The sequence below is a fragment of the Rhodanobacter sp. C05 genome, assembly GCF_002001165.1.
Taxonomy (GTDB): domain Bacteria; phylum Pseudomonadota; class Gammaproteobacteria; order Xanthomonadales; family Rhodanobacteraceae; genus Rhodanobacter.
This window is the reverse complement of sequence record NZ_MUNQ01000025.1, coordinates 1-14104: the sequence shown is the minus strand read 5'-3', so window position 1 is coordinate 14104 and position 14104 is coordinate 1. Positions and strand designations below refer to the sequence as shown.

Below are 14104 nucleotides of genomic sequence, written 5' to 3'. Positions count from 1 at the left end.
ACGCGATCTTCGCCAAGTCCACACCCAGGGTTATAGTGCTCATGGAGACTTCCTCTTCTGCTGACGGTTGTGTCGCAACACCATCATGGCCCTCGAGGCCGTAAGGGGAGGAAGTCTCTTTTTACTCGTTCAAGGCGGACGGCTTCGCCGCCGCTTAACTCCGGCGTTAGGCATCATGAGCAGAGTCTTTCTCATCCTCCACGCAGTAGGCACGCTGGCGGTCTTGGCGGTCTGTCTCATTGCTGCATCAGAATCTGTGTCGTACTACGGCGCTGAGCCTTTCGCCTTTACATACGATCGCAGCGCCGTAGCTTTGCTTTGTGGCTCGTTTGCAGTTGCGCACCTCTATCTACTTGCTTCAAAACGCCTTACTTATGTAGCTGCTCTGCTCTTCTATCCCTTCTGTTTTCTGCTCGGCCTGACAACGGAAATTGTGGCAAGGGGTAGCGCCAAGGGTTGGGCGCCAGGCACCGCCACTGAGGCAGTCTATGCAAACTTTATCGGGTACATTGTGCTGGTCGCATTGGTCTCTATCTGCGCAGCCTCATGCTATTGGTCGTTCACTCGTGGCCGCCGCGCCAATGCCTAACATTTCGTTCAAGGCGGACGGCTTCGCCGCCGCTTAACTCCAGCGTTAGCGCCCATGAGATCACTACAATTTTGCGTTGCGCTCTGGCTGCTTCTGAATCTCAGCGGCTGCGCTTCCCAGACTGGCCCTTGGCAGCAACTAGTAACACGTAACACTACGACGACGGCTAAGGTTGTTAGCACTGATTGCTCGAATCATGGAAGCGTTACATATAGCTTCAATGTCGATGGCCATGACTATACGAATGTGTCGTATTGGATCGATCGACCATGCGACAAAATCAAGCGTGGAGACCTTGTCTTGGTCTACTACGACCCAGTTGTCCCAAGCACGAATACAACAATGAGTCCAGCAGACGCTTTGTGCCACTATCAAGTTCAGGCGGCTACTCCATTTATGTTCGTGGCCTTTTTGCTGGTCGTGGGCGGGATCCAACTCGCTCGCAAGTCGCGCTAACCATTCGTTCAAGGCGGACGGCTTCGCCGCCGCTTAACTCCGGCGTTAGGCCTCAGAGCATGGACCTTCCGATCTACCAGTGGCTTCGCACAGAGGAATACGCGCGTTGGGTGTGCCCACACATGGAGCGCCTGCTCGCTGAGCTTGCGAAACACGGAAGCATCATTCAAGCAGTCGGCCTCGTTAACTACAAAGCACCGGAGGCTGTGGTTCTCTTGAGCGGTTCGCTACCCGAGCACATTGCAGCGGGTGTCGTTAAGGTCAATCCAACTTTACAGTTACACCACAACGGCATGGGCGCGCTTCACAGCGTCGAGTGTGCAGAGCACTATGTAAGTGCTCGCTGCTCATCGGGGCAGGCGTGAGGTTTCGGCCTAACATTTCGTTCAAGGCGGACGGCTTCGCCGCCGCTTAACTCCAGCGTTAGGCCTCATGCAGGAATTTTCATCCTACCGAGCTAATTGGGCAGACTACCGCCATCGTCGATGGCTGGCGGTGCTAGTACCTTTGGTCTTAGCACCGGTTGCGGCTTTAGCGGGCTCGGCAGCTACAAACCCGACGCTTTCGCTTATTCCAGCAATCATTTGGTTTGTGTCCAGTTTTTTGGCCGTGTCGTGGTTCATATGGTTTCGTTGTCCTCGTTGCGGTCATCGTTTCCACATCAACGAGCATCTCAGTCTTACACTCGGCAAAGCGTGTCCGCATTGTGGGTTGGCTCTCTACGAGGCGGCCTAACATCTCGTTCAAGGCGGACGGCTTCGCCGCCGCTTAACTCCAGCGTTAGGCGCAAGCAAACCTCATCGCATATGAAGCATCTAATCGCCATAGCCTGCATCCTGCTTTCACTTACCGCAGCCGCAGAGCCCGCGCCTCCCGCCCTCATTGCGGCGGTGCGCACTTTTACTGGCACGCAGGGAGACCAGCCCTTTCGCTACTCTGTCATCGACTTGGACGGCGACCACAGTTCTGACGCGCTAGTTCTTATGTCAGGTCAAAACTGGTGTGGCTCCGGCGGCTGCACTCTGCTTGTCTTTAGGGAAGTGCGCGGCAACTTTAGGTTGGTCTCGCGCAGCACGGTGGCAGAGCCCCCAATCCGGGTGCTATCCGAGGTATCACACGGTTGGAAAACCCTGGTCGTCTATTCCAAGGGGCGCGGTAATGTGCTGCTCCGATTTGACGGTAGTCGCTATCCCCTAAACCCGTCCTTGCAGCCGCTTGCTACTCAAACACAGGTTCAAGCATCTACCGTGGCACTGAAATAGTGTCGGCATTTGCGCCTAACATTTCGTTCAAGGCGGACGGCTTCGCCGCCGCTTAACTCTAGCGTTAGGTGTCGAGGTGGCCCTTGCCATGAAAGAAACCGAATACAACGATTTCATCGTCAATGGCTATCAAGATACTTTGTCATGCTTGGCAATGGAGTTCCGTAGCTCTCGCTCTGACCATGAGAAGCAGGCAAAGGTCGTGCTTGCTTACAACTCCATCCTTGATCTTCTGCTCTCTTTAGGTTGGTCAGCAGGCTTAGACCCTGACTCAGAGCTGCCCAATGGTCTTATCCTCAATCGGTACATTGAAATTACACGTAGCAGGCCGCTGTCGTATGTCTCACAAGAATCCGGCAACACCTAACTACTCGTTCAAGGCGGACGGCTTCGCCGCCGCTTAACTCCAGCGTTAGAGCGCATATGAAACATTCCAGAACACTTGTCGCAATTACAGCCGGGATACTGTTCTACGTCCTTTTCGATTATTCGGCTTATGCGTTGCTACAGCACATGTCGTCACCTGGGCTCGTCACGTTCTGGACGGTTCTTTCAACGCCGTTAGGTATGCTGGCTACTCTGCTTCCGGGCTTCATGGCTGGCTGGCTCTCGCGCAACCACGGCATCATTTCTGGCTTCCTCGTCGGCTTAATCGGGTCGGGAGCACATTCTGTGCTGGCCGGCAGCGCCGCCCAATACTTTCAAGTCAGCGACAGCCAAGTGGCCGTTTCTGTAGCTTGGTTCTTGGTCATGTGTATCGTCCAGGGCGTGTATAGCGCGGCGGCAGGTGGGTCTGCTCAGCTGGTGCGCTCTAACATTTCGTTCAAGGCGGACGGCTTCGCCGCCGCTTAACTCAAGCGTTAGGCTTCATGAGCAAAACGGCAAAACTTGCAGGTGTAGCTCATAGCATCGCTCACCACGCTGGTAGCGGGCTTAGCTGCATTTCGCCTCATCTTGCCGAAGCCCTTAGGGCTGTCGGTGCAAGCACTACTGACATCGACTTGTTGGCTTTTGCTCCGTACCCACCCGGAGCTGCTGAGCTCAAACCGCTGCGTTTGGCACTGGGTGCTCTCCAGGTAAAGAGCAAGTCCATTCTGCTCAAGCACGGCTTCTCCGACACTGACGTTACGTCAATCGTCTTGCGCGCCACGCCGGCACCTTGGGACAAAGATGGGTATTCTTTGCACACGCGGGCTGTTGTCACTTCACGCACGGGCCACGTCTATGACTCGGGCTGGCTGCAATGAGGGGCACGCCTAACATTTCGTTCAAGGCGGACGGCTTCGCCGCCGCTTAACTCCAGCGTTAGCGCCCATAATGAGACTTCTCTACCTCCTCATGTTTGTACCCTTCGCAGCCACGGCTAGTGAGCACTATTCGACGAGCGCTGGGCCTCAGGTGGCGATTCAGGCCTACTCTCGTGCGGCGCATCTGTCGCCGCTGAGCGCATCTGGCGAAGACACGTTGCGTGTCTGGACGCGTGACTCCATGCTCGGGCAAGTCCACGGGTACATCATTACCAAGACCACCGCGAAATCATGCAGCGCTCCTTCCAGCTACTCGGATGGGTCGATCACCGTAGGGCGCGTTAGATGCAGTCCATCTCCAAGGTCGGCGTCAGTGGACAAGGCCATCCGCGCGCTGCCGTCGTTTAGCCGTCAAGAATGGAATTGTCCCGCATTTGATGGCGGCGTGGTGTTTATTGAGGGCGTACGTCAGCACAAGTATTTCGCGGTCCGAGTTGGGAACCCGCAAGTTTGCGATGACCCTGAATCGAAGGCTATCGTTGAGCTTCTCGGAAAGCTTGGGTGACCGCCGGTGTGCGCTAACAATTCGTTCGAGGCGGACGGCTACGCCGCCGCTCAACTCCAGCGTTAGACTCAATCCAGAATTTTGTGCCGGGCGGATTCCAAGGGGTTTTCATGGGCATCCAAAAGAAGTACGAGGCTCTCGTGAAAGAGTGGGGTCGTGAGCTAGCCAACGAAATCATGGCCAAACGTGCATCAAAGCGCCCAGCCAAAAAGGGTAAGAGCAAGGCGCAACATTGGTCGCCGGTGCTGCCCGGGTCCTTCGAGTCCGGAAAGCATCGCTAGCAGCACAAACTCGCATAGATGGTCCTCGTCGCGACCGTCTAACATCTCATTCAAGCGGACGTGGCTTCGCCACGCGGCTTATTTCTAGCGTTAGGCTTGCAACAAACGGTTCAGCAATCTTGACGCCAAAGTAGAAAACTATTTGCTATACAACCGCAGAGAAAAGTCATGCCTATTCCAGAGACCGTAGGCGCCTTTGCCATAGTTCCAAGCAACGATCTTTCAGCCGCAATTCCGTTCTGGGAGCGATTGGGCTTCGCTCGAACTGGCGGTGACGCTGCGTACATAATCATGACCGGCTGGGACTGCGAGGTACACCTTACTCAGGCAGGTTCAGGCCCTTGGCAAGTCCCAGTTGAACACAATCCTTTTGGCGTTTTCATACGCACTCCGAAAGTCGACGCCGTCGCTGCGCTTGTTGACGACCTAATCATCCGACCAGGCGGCATACTTCGCCATCGTGAGTGGGGGCTTTATGAGGTCGGCATTGCGGGGCCAGACGGTATGCTTATCCGCATAGGCTGGCCTTCCAAACTAATGCAACAACCCTAACTATGCGCTCAAGCGGACCGTGCGGGATGAAGTTTCCGGTGCAATCATGCGTTGCGGCCCGCACGGCCGCTTAGCTTAGGCGTTAGCGCTCATGAAAATATACGGCCTACTTGCATTGCTCCTTATGAGCTCCGTGACTGCGCGGGACCTTGTCCTGGATCCGCATCCCGATCCCCATGCGATGAATATGGCTGGCTATGAGCACTATCTTGGCCATCCTGTCGTTTCTGGGATGTATCGAATTGGTGGTGAGGGTGAGTTGTACATCGCACTAGATCGTCAAGCTTCTCAGTCATTTCCCCATGCCGATGGCCAAGCTATAGATATTTATATCGGTGATACTGCCGCTGTCACCTTGGGCATATCGCAAGCGGTCAAAGCAATCGACATGACTCATATCTGCGGCTTAAACGGACATGCAACTGTTGAACTGTCTGGCGTTTGGACCGGAATCGTTGAGGACCGTTGCGAGTACAGTTCCGATCTTGTTCGGGTAATCACTAGAACCCCCGCACACCTCGAGGACTGTTCTGGGGTGGTACCGTAAGCGCTAACCAATCGTCCAAGCGGATGCCTCCGGCGCCGCTTAACTCCAGCGTTAGACGGCACATGTGAGGTCACTACAATGCGAGAACTTCCATTACCGCCAATTGCGCAGCAGGTAGGAGCGTGTGAGGTCCTTCGCGCCTGGTCCGGCGACAACCTGCAAGTTGTCCTGGAAACAACTTGGCAGGATCCTGCCGCATGGGGTTTGCTGCTCGTGGACATAGCTCGTCACGTAGCACGCGCTTATGCTGATGCCGGTAACATCTCAGAGGCTGCCGCACTCACCTGCGTCAAAGCAGGCTTTGATGCTGAGTGGAGTGAGGCCACAGACTTGGGCACTCGGGTCCATGGGTGAGCCGTCTAACATTTCGTTCAAGGCGGCTTCGCCGCCGCTTAACTCCAGCGTTAGGCAGCGCAATGAAACGACTCTGGCCATGGATATATTTAGCGTTGTTTGCAGCCGCCTTCCTTGGCGGCCTGTTGGTCTTTGGCAAATCTCAAGGCCACACCAACGTTGACTGGGTTTTTGTGACCGTCTCTTTCTTAGGCCTCCTCGTCTTTCCGTCCTTGGCGGTCGGGTATGCGTTCACGCACAACAACTCCTCTTCCTGCTGCTTCGTTTTCGCGAGGGTTTCGTGGTGGGTGGTGGGCTGACCCGTTACAGTGCTTTCGCCTAACTAGCCTGTTGCTTAGCGGAATGTTCCTTGGTTCACTGTTTACGTTGCCTCATGCCACATCGCAGGGCGTCATGATTGTGTGGTGGCACGCTGCTATGGCGTTCGGCTCAACAGCAGGCGAGCTTGTAGCGCTTAAGACGTTTCGCGGCAGCGTTGCCTAACATCTCGTTCAAGGCGGACGCCTCCGGTGCCGCTTAACTCCAGCGTTAGGCGCCGTAAGAGTGGTTACGTTCAAGCTAAAAATCGTGGAGGTTGACCCACAGGGAGCTGATGCTCTGGTTCTGTTGAACGAGGCAGCAGCCGAAGCCCGTGCGCTCTATCCCGATTTTATCGGAGTGGGCGCACCGTGGCCCACGAATCCACCAACGCCAAAGGGTGGCACATACCTCGTCGCCTATGCAGACAGCAATCCGGTGGCGTGTGGAGCATTCCGTCCTATTGATGACGCAGCCGTCGAAATACGCAGGGTGTTTGTCACCCACATGGCTCGCGGGCAAGGCTTGGCGCGGGCAATCCTCACAGACCTTGAGGTGCGCGCGCGAAAACTCGGCTACGCTGCCATGCGGCTGGAAACCGGCAATCGTCAAATATCAGCCGTCGCGTTGTATGAATCGTTCGGCTTCAAGCGAATTCCTCCTTTTGGGGAGTATGCGAATGACCCGACAAGCATTTGCTTTGAAAAAGCCGTTAGGGGAGCAATGGAGAGGAGTGCCTAACCCGTTCAAGGTGGACGGCTTCGTCGCCGCTTTACTCCAACGTTAGGCCTCAGAAGACAGTCCTTCACGAAGGAGGCAAAATGCCCCGTCATATCGTGTTCACACCAAAGGCGGCCAAGCCGCCGTCGACGTATAGTCAGGCGGTCAAAGCTGCCGGTCTGATCTTCGTTTCAGGCACGGCTCCAACTGATCCAGCCACAGGTGCAATCAAGGGCGCAACCATTCAGGAGCAGACTCGGCAGTGCCTGGTCAACATACAGGCCATCCTGGAGGAAGCAGGCAGTTCCCTGGACAAGATCGTCAGCGTCACTGTCGTGTTGGCGGACGAAGACGACTTCGCTGGCATGAATGAGGAGTGGCTCAAGTGGTTCCCTGCCAATCCCCCCGCTCGTCAGGGTGCCAAGTTGCCTGCGCGCATCCCTGGGCTCAAGATCTCCATTGCGGCAATCGCTGAGGCCTGACAATTCATTCATGGCGGACGGCTACATCGCCGCTTAACTCCAGTGTTAGACCACATCTCAACGATCAGGTCGCCATGTCAAATCAACGCATTCCCACCCTCTACGAATGGCTTGGCGGCATTGATGCACTTACTCGCCTGACCACACGGTTCTACGAACACGTCAAGGCTGACTCCTTGTTAGGGCCGGTCTTCGCGCACATGGGCGCAGATCATCCGAGTCACCTCGCCGCTTTTCTAGCAGAGGTCTTTGGCGGTCCAAACACGTACTCCACGCAGCATGGCGGTCATCCGCACATGATTCAGCAGCATCTCAACCGTCATCTGAGTCAAGATCAGAGGCGACGCTGGGTGGGTCTGCTGCTGGAAACAGCAGACGAGCTTGGCATGCCGGATGACCCTGAATTCCGCTCTGCGTTGGTCGGTTATTTAGAGTGGGGTTCTCGCTTGGCCGTGATCAATTCGCAGCCGGGTGCTACAGCGGACCAGGATGCACCAATGCCAAAATGGGGTTGGGGCGAGGTCAAAGGGCCGTATACGGGCTGAGTACGCATATGTGGTCTCACAATTCGTTCAAGGCGGACGCCTCCAACGCCGCTTAACTCAAGCGTCAGGCATAACATGCTCCCCAACTACAAACGAGGGCAACTTTCGAAACTCTTGATGTTTTGGGGCGTCTTTGTATTCGTAATTTTCTGCATTTTTTTGGAGGTCGGCAAGTTTGAAATGCGGAGCGGATCGATACACGGCCGCCACCAAATCTTGAGAGTTATCTCGCGCCAGGATAATCCGCTGATTTACTGGGGCACTGAGTTCGCTATTCTGGTCGTGGCTGTGCTTCTTGTTGCTTTAGGTGTCTATCGAGCACGAAAGGATTCAGATGACGACGCCTAGCATTTCGTTCAAGGCGGACGGCTGCGCCGCCTCTCAACTCCAGCGTTAGGCCGAAATCCAGAATCATGAGAGAGGAATCATGAGCAAGGTGTTTGTGAACATCGGACTTAGCCTTGATGGCTACATGGCGCCGGAAGGGATGAGCATCGAGAATTGGGATAGGCCTGATTACAAGAACTGGGGTGCCAAGTGGGGCACGCTGATGAGCTGGATCCTCAAACAGCAATATTTCCGCGAGAGCCTCAAGTTCGGTCCGGGAGGAGAGACCGGTCCGGTCAACGACATGCTCCGCAACACCATGGAGCGTAGCGGTGCCGGCATCATGGGCAAGCGAATGTTTGACGCAGGCGAGCGTAGCTGGCCGGAGGAGGCCCCGTTTCACACCCCGGTGTACGTGCTCACCCACGAGAAGCGTGAACCATGGGTCCGGCCGGGCGGGACGACGTTCCATTTTTTCAACGATGGGCCAGCGAGTGCACTTGAGAAGGCCCGAGAGTCTGCAGGCGGTCGTGACATTCGCATCTCGGGCGGAGCGGATGTGATACAGCAGTACTTGAACATGGGTGTCATTGACGAACTGGAAATTGCCCTGGCTCCAGTGCTGTTCGGCAGTGGAAGGCGCCTGTTCGAGAATCTGCACGAGGCCGTGCCGCAGTTTCGAGTCGACAAGGTGCTCAATACTCCAGATGCCACACACTTGCGCTATGTGCGTGCGTAAAAAGCGGCCTTGCAATACGTTGCATGTGACATTTGACCCACTCGTACCTTTGCTGCTGCAAAGGCGCACATCGCCTCAAACGCACCTGCAGCGTGAGCGTTAGGCCTCATTGAATTGATAGCGCAATCTGCAGTCAACAATGAACTCGGCGACCGCCTTTTTAAGGCGATTGTCCCGAACTTGGGTGACAACAAGAGAGGCAGGAGAGCCTTCCGAGACCTTGGCCAAAGAAAAACCGCGCCGTAGCGCGGTTTCCGGGGTCTTGCGTGACACTGGTGAAACTATCCGTGGTGGGCGGATGTCTATCGAACAACCGCTGGCAAGCCTTGTGCTGCAATGGTTTCGGCAGTTCGTCTTTTCAAGCTACCGCCAAAGTTACCGCCAACTTGACGTGACGCCCGCGTGCGAATAGAGGGCGTTGATTTGTCTTGGCGTTGGGCGGAGTGTGGGTCACAGGTCTGACGCTGAAGGTAGGCACTGGACGCCACATGACACCTAACGCCGCTTTTGATCTTGCTCCGAACGCGTGATGCACGTGAGAGCATCTTTTGCGTCTGCGTCAGACTGAGGTTGGCGCATCGCGTACGTGTGCACCTTGTCGCGATAGTTTGCCTCCGCACAGAACTGACGAGTGCACTCGCGTGCTCTAGCCGATGGGCCAACACCGATACTAATGGGGCCAGGATCAAGGCATTGCTTGAGGATGCTCGCAGGCCCGATGCCAATTGTGGAGTCAGTAATCGTCTGCTGAGAATACGCTGGCCCAGCGGCGAAAACTGAGCCGGCGACCACTGCGAAAAGAAGTCCCACAATCTTCACTGTTGAGCTCCCGACGGCCGCGTCTAACGCTGGAGTTAAGCGGCGGCGAAGCCGTCCGCCTTGAACGAATTGTTACGTGCCTTAGAACCTTGGCCCACGTTTGACCATGGCTTCTTCGGCACCACGGAGATAGCTGCCGTTCGGGCCGCTGTTGGAAAATTGCCAATGACTGCCATCCCAGACCACATCTTCTTTGATGGCCTTAAGCTGGTTCTGGTAATAGCCAACGCCTAGCGAGCCATCATTGTGGATATCGAGTACGAGGCCATCGAGCCCGTTGGAGCCAAGCCTGATCCATTCACCTTTTTGGACTTGCGGGGCATTCATCGTGGCACCTATCGCTGGAGTTAAGCGGCAGCGAAGCCGTCCGCCTTGAACGAATGATTAGGTTTGCTGTGCATAGGAAAGTAGCCTCTTAACCACCGCGTGAAATTCCTCTTTTGACGCCTTTGCGACGAGTGAGCCACCCCCGTAAAGAAGCTCTGCTGCGGAAAGGGCCTTCGGGATCTTTTCTTCTTGAGCTTTCAAAGCATGCCACTGCGACTCGAAACTTGAAGCGGTCTCACCTGGGAGGAATGGCTTGAACTCAGCGACGGCGATTCCAAGCTTTTGAAGCATTGAAGGAAACGCGATAAGCACTTCATTGCTCCAATGCTTATCCGCCGGAGGCACGTCAGCCAACGACGCTTCGACGCTCCCACGAAACTTTGCACCTGCCATTGCAGCCCGCGCGACTGACTCGCGGCGCTTGGAAAGGTGGTGGTTTATCACAGCAACAATTAAGGCGCCGACAACACCGATTGAGGCAACTGCCACGGGCATGTAGTTGACTGAGCCTTGCTCGCAAGGATGCACAGGTAAGGGGCTCGTGGTGGTTGGCATAAAAACCTAACTACCTAATAGACGGACTCACTGGTCCCGTTATACATCTTTGGCCACGTTCGGAAGTCCCGACGCAACATCCTGATTCAGCAGGAGCTTATCCGTGCTGGGACCGGCTAACAACCGGATGTATAACCGGACCCAGCGGACTGGCGAGTGCGATGTGGGTGGTCATGGCGGGTCCTTCGCAGTTGAAGGCTTGGCGCGATCAGGAAAATTTCGCAGGTAGAACACCTGCATGTGGCAGGCGGATTGCCAGCAAACCTAAATTCATAGGCTAAACCGTCTTTATCCGTATCGCTCAAATAGCCCAACCAGACGCAACAAGTAGCCGATTTCGCGTTCGGCTAGTTCGGCGTCACGTTCGGCATAGCGTTCAAAGGTGCGCCAGCGCATCCCTTTGGGCTTGTAGGGTTCGCCGAACAGATCGCTGAGGGTATCGCCCATCTTTCGCCGGATTGCCCAGCGCTGCGCCATGATGCGATTACTACCACTCACCCGCTGACTGGCGTAGGTGGGTCGGGGGCGGATGGCTGTGCGATGGCAGAACAGGTCGATGCTGTTCCACTTGTGCAGCGTCTGGACTCGCCGGCCAGTAACCGGGCAGTGCATGTACCAGCGACGCCCTCCGAAGTGCAGCGGGATGGATGACAGCGGAATGCGGCACACCACGTCTTCGCGCTTACGCTGGAGTTAAGCGGCGGCGAAGCCGTCCGCCTTGAACGAGTTGTTAGCCCCGGGGGTGTTGCTAAAGGCCATAAGAACCCTATTGAACGCTTCCGGGGTAGGCATGAACGCCTCCGCTATTCCGAGCCTTCCGTCTTTGTAGTAAATATTTAAATAGCGACGGCCGTCCTGAAGCGTGTCAAGCGAAACTCTTGTAACAGTGCTCAATTGAACATGGGTGCTGCGTAGCGAGAACATGGAATGTGGTGCAGAAATTTCAGTTGCGGTTAGCTTCAAGGTGCGAATGACAAACAGAGTGACTATTGAGCTTGCACCGAAAACGTATGCGGGAAAGGAAACAAAAGCGAACATAACCCACAGAATAACTCGGGTCGAGAACGACGCGTCAGGGTCATTGGTTGCGGCAAAAGCCATAAGAGCCATGCTTGAACACATAAATACAAAAAGGACCCAACCAACCCAAGCTTTTCCACCGTAAGGAACTTCAAAAGCATCCATTGCTGATCACCAAAGTAAGTTCGAGGGCTAACGCTAGAGTTAAGCGGCGGCGTAGCCGTCCGCCTTGAACGAAATGTTAGAGCGCAAACTCGCCGTCGTACGTTGCTGGACGGACGACTTGGTAGCGCTCGGTTTTGCCTTGGAATTTGACGATGACGGCTTCTTCCAAGACGCCACGCAACTTGAGAAATGCCTCTACTCGCTCAAGGACCGAAGCCCACGAGCTTTGGACGTGGATGAAGATGTTGAACTTACCTTGCCCGATGTCATGACCGTCCACGAAACCGTCGTTGCATTGAGAGAATGCTTGAAACAACGTCTCCTCGACATGGAAGAGACGATCAAGATCGCTTGACGCGTCCGTTTTGAACTGCACGATTACCTTATTGGCCATCATTGCGCTCTAACGCTGGAGTTAAGCGGCGGCGTAGCCGTCCGCCTTGAACGAGTGGTTAGGCGACGCCTCCGCTGCCGAAGACACCCGCATACCAATACGTGCCTTTGACCTTGAACCATGACTCGTTTGAGGGATGGGAAAATTGAGCTAGCTCGTGCATGTTGCCACCATAGCGCGCGTATAGAGCAATAAGCTCACGCAAGCTGGAAGCAGAAAGGCGCTTGGACCGAAGGCGGATGTGTAACTCGCGCCCGTGACCGCCCACCGAGGCAACCCCCGGAATTGATTGCAGCCAAGTGAAGAACGCGGTCTCGTCGCCTTGCGACCCATAGCGTATTGGAGCTTGCCAAGTGAGGGTGGGCATCTAAAGCCTAACGCTGGAGTTAAGCGGCGCGCGCCTTTCGCGCGTCCGCCTTGAACGACCTGTTAGACCGCCGCACGATGCTAAAGAAGAACAGCGCTAAACAGAGGCCGCCGGATACTGCACTTGCTACGAGCATGGCGAGGTAGCTGAAAACTTGCCAGCGTGATGTGAGGGTGGTGGCGCCGATGGTGAGCCAAAAGACCAACCCAAAGCATGCGGCACCCAAGAAACTACCAACTACGAACGCGAAGGCTGCCGCGAAAGCTGCGAGTGGAGGATGCCAGACACGTGCGACGCCGAAAACAACGCCAAGGACCAAGAGGCCGACGAGAACTGAAACAGCAATTGAGAAGAGTGGGCCCATAGGTCTAACGCTGGAGTTAAGCGGCGGCGTAGCCGTCCGCCTTGAACGAATTGTTAGGCGAGCTCAATGCGCCACATGCCACGCTCGCCGCTGAATACCCAGGCGCCTTCAAGTAGATGACTGTTTGGGAACTGGTGGAGCGTAGCTTGGCCGCTGCTGTCGGAGGTACGCAACTCAAAGTGACCACTTCCGTTGTTTTTCCCGACGAATTGGCAGAGGCCATCATCCTCGTAGTACTCGACCAATATTTCGTCATCAGTGATTTTAACGACACATGGTGACCCCCAAGCCTCATCTTTCGAGTAGTAAAGAGACTCCAATTTGCTGTTGTTCCAAATCATCGCAGGCTCTCCTTGAACGCCTAACGCTGGAATTAAGCGGCGGCGGAGCCGTCCGCTTGAATGACTGGTTAGGGATTTGCAGCCCGAGCGCGACAAGGCGAACTACACGACGCCGTGCAACATCAACGAGCCACAAACCCCACGCTTTGAAACTTGACGGCTTGCCGCAAACCCCAAATAGACTTGCCGAAGCGAAACACTACACGGCAACAGGCTGACGAACGAAACCAACCTGGCCGAACTGCCCCACAAGCAAAGACCTAACGCTAGAGTTAAGCGGCGGCGAAGCCGTCCGCCTTGAACGAACTGTTAGGCGGAACCGAGGCCCGACCTTTGATGGACGATAGCGCCACACCAAACGCACTACAAGAACGCGAGGTGGTGATGGCCTGCGTGCGACAGACGAACCGCTTGCGAAGTGGTGACGTTGCGACATATCGCGCGTGCGACAGACGCGATGGAGGCGCGAACGAACACGCGCGCAAGTTGCGAAAGACAACAAAGCGCCGACAGGCAACACGCGCAGGCCAGCCGGATGCACAACGAAGAAACGATGCTGATGCGAAGCGCGACCAAGACGCTGGCGTTGACTTGCCATTGACCCGAAAGCTCTTGAAGCCTAACGCTTGAGTTAAGCGGCGGCGAAGCCGTCCGCCTTGAACGAGTAAAAAGAGACTTCCTCCCCTTACGGCCTCGAGGGCCATGATGGTGTTGCGACACAACCGTCAGCAGAAGAGGAAGTCTCCATGAGCACTATAACCCTGGGTGTGGACTTGGCGAAGATCGCGT

The 14104-nt window shown here is 55.5% G+C and carries 14 protein-coding genes; 9 read left to right on the top strand and 5 right to left on the bottom strand.

The genetic code is table 11. The annotated features are described in order from the left end of the window. Positions 1-175: 175 nt before the first annotated feature. The 8 genes from B0E51_RS17845 to B0E51_RS17780 all read left to right on the top strand — a co-directional run bounded on the left by B0E51_RS17845 (position 176) and on the right by B0E51_RS17780 (position 8963). Positions 176-589 carry a hypothetical protein gene (locus B0E51_RS17845; RefSeq protein ID WP_143526003.1) on the top strand — a complete coding sequence of 138 codons (414 nt, stop codon included), beginning with the start codon at positions 176-178 and terminating at the stop codon, positions 587-589. Positions 590-1167: 578 nt separating this feature from the next. Continuing rightward, positions 1168-1410, top strand: a complete 243-nt coding sequence (locus B0E51_RS17840; RefSeq protein ID WP_143526002.1) for a hypothetical protein — start codon at positions 1168-1170, stop codon at positions 1408-1410. A 985-nt stretch (positions 1411-2395) separates the two neighbouring features. After that, positions 2396-2674 (top strand): hypothetical protein, encoded by a 279-nt coding sequence (locus B0E51_RS19385; protein WP_143526001.1) that lies wholly within the window; start codon positions 2396-2398, stop codon positions 2672-2674. 56 nt (positions 2675-2730) lie between these two features. Then, the gene (locus tag B0E51_RS17830) at positions 2731-3159 is read left to right on the top strand and encodes a hypothetical protein (protein WP_077446240.1); all 429 of its coding nucleotides are present in this window, start codon (positions 2731-2733) and stop codon (positions 3157-3159) included. Positions 3160-6396: 3237 nt separating this feature from the next. Continuing rightward, positions 6397-6891, top strand: coding sequence for a GNAT family N-acetyltransferase (locus tag B0E51_RS17800; RefSeq protein ID WP_077446234.1), 495 nt, complete (start codon positions 6397-6399; stop codon positions 6889-6891). 80 nt (positions 6892-6971) lie between these two features. Further along, positions 6972-7352 carry a RidA family protein gene (locus B0E51_RS17795; protein WP_077446233.1) on the top strand — a complete coding sequence of 127 codons (381 nt, stop codon included), beginning with the start codon at positions 6972-6974 and terminating at the stop codon, positions 7350-7352. 74 nt (positions 7353-7426) lie between these two features. Continuing rightward, a complete protein-coding gene (locus B0E51_RS17790; protein ID WP_077446232.1) occupies positions 7427-7897 on the top strand; it encodes a group II truncated hemoglobin in 471 nt (156 codons plus the stop codon). 427 nt (positions 7898-8324) lie between these two features. After that, the gene (locus B0E51_RS17780) at positions 8325-8963 is read left to right on the top strand and encodes a dihydrofolate reductase family protein (protein WP_077446230.1); all 639 of its coding nucleotides are present in this window, start codon (positions 8325-8327) and stop codon (positions 8961-8963) included. A 900-nt stretch (positions 8964-9863) separates the two neighbouring features. Here B0E51_RS17780 and B0E51_RS17775 read toward each other — a convergent pair. The 4 genes from B0E51_RS17775 to B0E51_RS17765 all read right to left on the bottom strand — a co-directional run bounded on the left by B0E51_RS17775 (position 9864) and on the right by B0E51_RS17765 (position 11849). Next, the gene (locus tag B0E51_RS17775; RefSeq protein ID WP_077446229.1) at positions 9864-10109 is read right to left on the bottom strand and encodes a hypothetical protein; all 246 of its coding nucleotides are present in this window, start codon (positions 10107-10109) and stop codon (positions 9864-9866) included. Positions 10110-10166: 57 nt separating this feature from the next. Next, complete coding sequence (locus B0E51_RS17770) at positions 10167-10604, bottom strand: hypothetical protein (protein WP_077446228.1); 438 nt, start codon at positions 10602-10604, stop codon at positions 10167-10169. A gap of 348 nt (positions 10605-10952) precedes the next feature. Further along, positions 10953-11141, bottom strand: coding sequence for a hypothetical protein (locus tag B0E51_RS19690; protein ID WP_143526000.1), 189 nt, complete (start codon positions 11139-11141; stop codon positions 10953-10955). 216 nt (positions 11142-11357) lie between these two features. Next, positions 11358-11849, bottom strand: a complete 492-nt coding sequence (locus B0E51_RS17765; protein ID WP_143525999.1) for a hypothetical protein — start codon at positions 11847-11849, stop codon at positions 11358-11360. A 64-nt stretch (positions 11850-11913) separates the two neighbouring features. On the opposite strand from B0E51_RS17765, the gene B0E51_RS19570 reads away from it, so the two are divergent. Next, positions 11914-12204 carry a hypothetical protein gene (locus B0E51_RS19570; RefSeq protein ID WP_168172642.1) on the top strand — a complete coding sequence of 97 codons (291 nt, stop codon included), beginning with the start codon at positions 11914-11916 and terminating at the stop codon, positions 12202-12204. A gap of 823 nt (positions 12205-13027) precedes the next feature. Here B0E51_RS19570 and B0E51_RS17750 read toward each other — a convergent pair. Beyond that, positions 13028-13315, bottom strand: a complete 288-nt coding sequence (locus B0E51_RS17750; RefSeq protein ID WP_077446225.1) for a hypothetical protein — start codon at positions 13313-13315, stop codon at positions 13028-13030. Between the last annotated feature and the right edge of the window lie 789 nt (positions 13316-14104).

Excerpts from the sequence above, each read along its gene's own strand:
- B0E51_RS17790 (WP_077446232.1), top strand. The coding sequence starts at position 7,427 with ATGTCAAATCAACGCATTCCCACCCTCTACGAATGGCTTGGCGGCATT.
- B0E51_RS19385 (WP_143526001.1), top strand. The coding sequence starts at position 2,396 with ATGAAAGAAACCGAATACAACGATTTCATCGTCAATGGCTATCAAGAT.
- B0E51_RS17840 (WP_143526002.1), top strand. The coding sequence starts at position 1,168 with ATGGAGCGCCTGCTCGCTGAGCTTGCGAAACACGGAAGCATCATTCAA.
- B0E51_RS17780 (WP_077446230.1), top strand. The coding sequence starts at position 8,325 with ATGAGCAAGGTGTTTGTGAACATCGGACTTAGCCTTGATGGCTACATG.
- B0E51_RS19690 (WP_143526000.1), bottom strand. The coding sequence starts at position 11,141 with ATGGCGCAGCGCTGGGCAATCCGGCGAAAGATGGGCGATACCCTCAGC.
- B0E51_RS17750 (WP_077446225.1), bottom strand. The coding sequence starts at position 13,315 with ATGATTTGGAACAACAGCAAATTGGAGTCTCTTTACTACTCGAAAGAT.
- B0E51_RS17770 (WP_077446228.1), bottom strand. The coding sequence starts at position 10,604 with ATGCCCGTGGCAGTTGCCTCAATCGGTGTTGTCGGCGCCTTAATTGTT.
- B0E51_RS17795 (WP_077446233.1), top strand. The coding sequence starts at position 6,972 with ATGCCCCGTCATATCGTGTTCACACCAAAGGCGGCCAAGCCGCCGTCG.
- B0E51_RS17845 (WP_143526003.1), top strand. The coding sequence starts at position 176 with ATGAGCAGAGTCTTTCTCATCCTCCACGCAGTAGGCACGCTGGCGGTC.
- B0E51_RS17775 (WP_077446229.1), bottom strand. The coding sequence starts at position 10,109 with ATGAATGCCCCGCAAGTCCAAAAAGGTGAATGGATCAGGCTTGGCTCC.
- B0E51_RS17830 (WP_077446240.1), top strand. The coding sequence starts at position 2,731 with ATGAAACATTCCAGAACACTTGTCGCAATTACAGCCGGGATACTGTTC.
- B0E51_RS17765 (WP_143525999.1), bottom strand. The coding sequence starts at position 11,849 with ATGGATGCTTTTGAAGTTCCTTACGGTGGAAAAGCTTGGGTTGGTTGG.